Here is a 5,229-nt window from a genome sequence, read left to right as displayed (position 1 = left end):
CTGGTCAGTGCGTTCCACACGTCCGACCATTACGGGGCGGTGGATCGGCGGCGCATAGCGCGCTTCGTAGCGGTGCAGATAGTCAAGCACCTCGTCGCGGGTGGGGTAGCTGCCATCCGGCGTGTCGGGCATCGGCCAGCCGGGGAGAGAACTGTAGGACGCGGGCGAGAACAGATGCAGGGAGTCCCAGCCATGCACCCATGCACCACCTGCCTGGGTCCCGTTATCGAGAATGACGTAACGCAGTCCGGTCCGTCGTAGAAAATACGACGCGGCGAGGGCCGCCTGACCGCCCCCCACGATCACGACATCGAACTGCTCGCCCATTGCCCGGCTCACAGGCTTTCCGGGAGACGGAATTCCGTCTTCCGTTCGCTATAGCGGTCCACGAGGTAGTCGGCCCGGTCGCGCAGCAGCCATGTGAACTTCATCAGTTCCTCCATGACATCTACCATCCGGTCATAGAGGGGGGACGGCTTCATGCGGTCATCGTCACCGAACTGCGTATAGGCCATTGGCACGCTGGACTGGTTGGGGATGGTGAACATCCGCATCCATCGGCCCAGAACCCGCAGGGCATTGACGGAATTGAAGCTTTGCGATCCGCCTGAGACCTGCATGACCGCCAGCGTGCGGCCCTGCGTCGGACGGATCGAGCCTTCGGACAATGGCAACCAGTCGATCTGGTTTTTGAACACAGCGGTTATGTTGCCGTGCCGTTCGGGGCTGCACCAGACCTGGCCTTCCGACCAGATCGACAGTTCCCGCAGTTCCTGCACTTTCGGATGCGTGGCAGGCACGGAATCCGCTATCGGCAGGCCGGTCGGGTCGAACACCCGTGTCTCGGCCCCCAGCACCTTCAGGATGCGTTCCGCCTCAAGCACCAGCAACCGACTGAAGGATCGGGGACGCAAAGAGCCGTAGAGCAGCAGGATACGCGGCGGATGGTCCACACGCGGTTGCGGTTCGAGCCGCGCGAGATCGACCCGTTCAAGATATTCGGGGTGCAGGGCTGGCAGGTCAGGAGCGGTCATATATATCGGTCCTTTCTTGTATTACGGGTGGCTGATCAGGGGCAGCCACAGGGCCAGCGCCGCGAGTGTTGCCAGCAGGACGGGCGGCGTAATCGCCAGTCCAACTTTCATATACTGCCCCCATGTGACCCGATGGTTCTTGGATGCCAGCACATGCAGCCACAGCAGTGTTGCGAGACTACCAATCGGCGTGAATTTTGGCCCGAGGTCGCAGCCGATGACGTTGGCATAGATCATCAGGTCGCGTGTCAGCGGCGTGATGTCGTGAGCCTGCTGGATCGCCAGCGCCCCGACCAGCACACTCGGCATATTGTTCATGATGGACGACAGAACAGCCGCCAGAAAGCCGGTGCCGATGGTGGCCGTGAACGTCCCTTGATGACCGAGCCAGACCAGTGCGGTCGCAAGGTAGTCAGTCAGCCCGGCATTGCGCAGCCCGTAGACCACCAGATACATGCCCAGGGAGAAGATCACGATCTGCCACGGGGCACCCCGCAGCACCTTGCGAACAGGGATCACCCGGCCATACCCGGCGACGAGCAACAGGGTTCCGGCGGCCAGGCAGGCTACGACACAGACCGGGATATGAAACGGCGCGGTCAGGAAATAGGCCGCCAGTACGAGGGCCAGTAGCGGAAATGCCGCCCGGAACACATGGGGGTCACGAATGGCCGTGGCAGGTGCGGGCAGTTCGGCGACGGGATAGGTCGCAGGCACCTGCCGCCGGTACCACAGCCACAAGACGGCCAGCGTTGCACCAAGTGCTACCAGATCGACAGGGACCATGATCGCGGCATAGCGATCGAACGCAATGCCAAAGAAATTGGCGCTGACGATGTTCACCAGGTTGGAGATGACGAGCGGCAGGCTGGTGGTATCCGCGACGAAGCCAGTGGCGATAATAAAGGCCAGCGCCGCAGCAGGACTGAGGCGAAGCTGCGTGAGGATGGCGATGACGATGGGCGTCAGCAGCAGGGCCGCGCCGTCATTGGCGAACACAGCCGCAATGGCCGCTCCCAGCACCACGATCAGCGGGAACAGCGTACGGCCTCGCCCTTTGCCCCAGCGCACGACGTGCAGGGCGGCCCAATGGAAGAATCCGGCCTCATCCAGCAACAGCGAGATGACGATCAGCGCGATGAAGGTGAAGGTCGCGTCCCAGACGATGTGCCACACGACAGGAATGTCGTGCCAGTGGATCACACCAGCCGCCAGGGCCACGGCGGCACCTGCCATTGCGCTCCAGCCGATACCCAGCCCCCGAGGCTGCCAGATGACAAAAACGAGCGTGACAACGAAAATCAGAAGCGCCAGCATCAGACGATCCGCTTGCCGGATTCATCGACGATCTTCTCGCCGTCTTCTTTGACGAAAGCGCCTCGCTGCGGGTTGGGCAGGATGTCCAGAACTGCCTCGGACGGACGGCAGAGTGCCGCACCCAGCGGGGTGACGACGATGGGCCGGTTGATCAGGATTGGATGCGCCATCATGGCGTCGATTAGGTCGTCATCGCTCAGGGCCGGATTATCGAGGCCAAGCTCATCATAGGGCGTGCCCTTGCGCCGCAGGAGATCGCGAACCGAGATCCCCATGCGCGTGATCAGACTGACCAGTTCGGCGCGCGATGGCGGTGTTTTGAGATATTCGATGATGGTTGGCTCGATCCCCGCATTTCGGATCAGGGCAAGCGTATTGCGCGATGTGCCGCAATTCGGGTTATGATAGATTGTGACGCCAGTTGGCTCGGTGCCAATGTCGCGCAATTTCGTCACCAAACTGGCAGTCTCAAGCTTGGCCAGCGGCAATGCGACAAGCAGGGAAATACGATTCTTCAGACCCTTGAACGCCGAGACGAACGCTCGCTCCCGGTCGGCATCGGTTCCCGAAACATTACTCGGATCGGGAATGCCCCAATGGGCCGTGATGGGTTTCCCCGGCCATACCGGACAGACTTCTCCAGCAGCGTCATCGCAGACGGTAAAAACGAAATCCATAACGGGAGCGTTCGCAACAGCAAACTCATCCCAGGGCTTGGAACGCAGTCCCTCGGTCGGGTAGTCGAAGCTCGCCAGCACTTTCAAGGCGAGAGGATTGACCTGCCCCTTGGGATGGCTACCGGCGGAGAAGACCCTGAAATGGCCAGCACCATCCTTGCGAAGGATGCTCTCGGCCAAAATCGAACGTGCGGAATTACCCGTACACAGAAACAACACATTGAAGACGCGATCGGTCATTGGGGGGTTCACTCGGATGGGCAGCAGGACGACAGTTCTGCAACCAGTGGCTCACAAAGTTCAGGGCTTTGCCCGCAGCAGTCCTTGACGAGAAACAGCATCAGTTCCCGCAGGCGCGGTAGGCAGGCACGATAGACAATCACACGGCTATGGCGCTGCGAGGTCAGCAGGCCGGCACGGGTCAGAGTGGCGAGGTGGGCCGAGATCGTGTTCTGCGGGACATCGAGATGCCGCGCGACGTCTCCGGCCGGCAGCCCGTTCGGTTCATGGCGCACCAGCAGGCGGAATATCTCCAACCGCGTGGATTGCGACAGTGCGCTCAGGGCCAACAGGGTCGATTCGGTATCCATATATCCTTACTCGTGGATATATAGAATATTGTCAATTCCCTTTCGCCCGATGGGCCGTTCCTGTCGCCGGATTGTGCAGTGTCATTGCCGATTTCCGATTGGCTGCTTTCCCGACATATTGGCCGTGTCGGTCGTTCATCATTCTCTATATCCACTGACGAACCGAGCGTCGGCAACTTCCTTTCCCTCGGCGGGTCTATCTTCAATCCAGGGGAATTTAACTGTCCTTATCGCCACGACGACTATAGCCCGAGCCCCCGGTTCCGGGTGAAGCTCCAGTCGATCCCGCCATCGTCGCGTGCGACGCCGGAGACGTGCTGGCCCCGCTGCTTCTCCAGCGACGGCGTCCATGGCACGAGCTGGAACTGGAGGCCGTCATCGATCATCGCATAGCGGCCGGAGGCCAGGGCCATGCGTTGCCGATACGTGCCGGTGACATACTCGCCCGATGCCGACTGACTGAACGTCCGGCCCGTCTCAGCGGCGAGCCGCTCTCCCACTTCGTGAAGCTCGCGGTCCCTGAGTTTCCCGATCAGGTTGCGCGCCAGGATCACCCCCTGCGTCCGGCGTTCGGCAAGACCCTGCTCAATCAGTTGCTCGGTCCGCCGCTCCATCGCCTCATGCACTTCGGCACCGAACCCCGCCTGCCCCAATGCAACAGGGTCGCGCGCCACTGCCTGCCGGTCGAGCCAGGTAGCCCCGCGCGCCGTCACCTGATCCTCGATCGACAGGTCGGAACGGACGGCCAGCGCCACGCGACGCTGCCCCTTCCTGTCATCGAAGGCGCGAAGCTCCACGACCGACCCCATGCTGCCATCACCGGTCGCGTCGAGATCGGGAAAACGGATATGATGCGTGCGGCCATCCACGCCGTCGATGACGGCGTAGGCCGTGCCTTTCAGCTCGTCGTCCAGCCCCCGATCGACCAGCCTGCCGACGACAGGAACGTCGAGGCTTTCACCCGCCAGGACGTAGCTCGATGTGCTCCGCTCGATCCCGCGCTCCGTCAGCGAGCGGTGGATACGCTTGATGATGTCGCCGCGCTCCCCGAACTCGCGGAGCGTCGCCTCGGCGGATTCATCCAGCATCCATTGTCCCTGACCGACCTGATGGGCGAGACCGAGCCCCTCCAGGTGGCGCAGGCGCCCGACCTTCAGGGCCTCGAACGGATCAGGCTGCCGATCCGGCGCTGGCGCCATGTCGATGATGCCGTTGCGGCCCGCATCGCGGGCGAGTTGCCGGTCGAGCTGGGTCCAGTGCTCGGCGCCGACCTGGCGTTCGAGGGCACGATGGATTTCGACGTCATTGCGTAGCCCGAGTTCCTGCGTCACCAGATCCTGGGCACGGGCGCGCAGGCCCTCCCGGATATAATCGCGGGAGATCACGAGGTCGCTGCCATCCTCGGCTACGCCCCGCACGAGGATGTGGACATGGGGATGCTGGGTGTTCCAGTGATCCACCCCCACCCAGTCCAGCTTCGTGCCGAGGTCTTTTTCCATCTGCCCGACCAGTTCGCGGGCATAGCCCTTGAGGTCGGCCATGTCGGGCGCGTCCTCGGGTGAGATGATGAAACGGAAATGGTGGCGATCATCCTCGCAGCGCTCGGCGAAC

Annotated in this window: 6 protein-coding genes and 1 pseudogene; all 7 read right to left on the bottom strand. The window is 62.2% G+C overall.

Going from position 1 to position 5,229, the window contains the following annotated elements:
• A partial coding sequence (locus tag P792_RS34100) for an NAD(P)-binding protein (RefSeq protein ID WP_023979787.1) occupies positions 1-327 on the bottom strand: 327 nt, incomplete at its 3' end.
• Between the two features lie 8 nt (positions 328-335).
• Entirely contained in the window at positions 336-1,034 is a 699-nt protein-coding gene (arsH, locus tag P792_RS34095; RefSeq protein ID WP_018308118.1) for an arsenical resistance protein ArsH, read from the bottom strand.
• A gap of 21 nt (positions 1,035-1,055) precedes the next feature.
• Entirely contained in the window at positions 1,056-2,351 is a 1,296-nt protein-coding gene (locus P792_RS34090) for an arsenic transporter (protein WP_018308119.1), read from the bottom strand.
• Entirely contained in the window at positions 2,351-2,788 is a 438-nt protein-coding gene (gene arsC / locus P792_RS39335; RefSeq protein WP_029604264.1) for an arsenate reductase (glutaredoxin), read from the bottom strand. The genes P792_RS34090 and arsC overlap by 1 nt, the downstream gene beginning before the upstream one ends.
• A pseudogene (locus P792_RS39330) lies at positions 2,783-3,268 on the bottom strand (arsenate reductase ArsC); the annotation flags it as partial. The pseudogene P792_RS39330 and the gene arsC, both read right to left, overlap by 6 nt.
• 8 nt (positions 3,269-3,276) lie before the next feature.
• Positions 3,277-3,618, bottom strand: a complete 342-nt coding sequence (locus P792_RS34085; protein WP_018308121.1) for a helix-turn-helix transcriptional regulator — start codon at positions 3,616-3,618, stop codon at positions 3,277-3,279.
• Positions 3,619-3,860: 242 nt separating this feature from the next.
• The coding region (locus P792_RS34080) for a DUF3363 domain-containing protein (RefSeq protein WP_031241559.1) at positions 3,861-5,229 on the bottom strand (1,369 nt) is incomplete at its 5' end.

This window comes from Asaia sp. SF2.1, assembly GCF_000505765.1.
Lineage (GTDB): Bacteria > Pseudomonadota > Alphaproteobacteria > Acetobacterales > Acetobacteraceae > Asaia > Asaia bogorensis.
This window is presented reverse-complemented; position numbering and strand designations above follow the sequence as displayed.

Excerpts from the sequence above, each read along its gene's own strand:
- arsH (WP_018308118.1), bottom strand. The coding sequence starts at position 1,034 with ATGACCGCTCCTGACCTGCCAGCCCTGCACCCCGAATATCTTGAACGG.
- P792_RS34090 (WP_018308119.1), bottom strand. The coding sequence starts at position 2,351 with ATGCTGGCGCTTCTGATTTTCGTTGTCACGCTCGTTTTTGTCATCTGG.
- P792_RS34085 (WP_018308121.1), bottom strand. The coding sequence starts at position 3,618 with ATGGATACCGAATCGACCCTGTTGGCCCTGAGCGCACTGTCGCAATCC.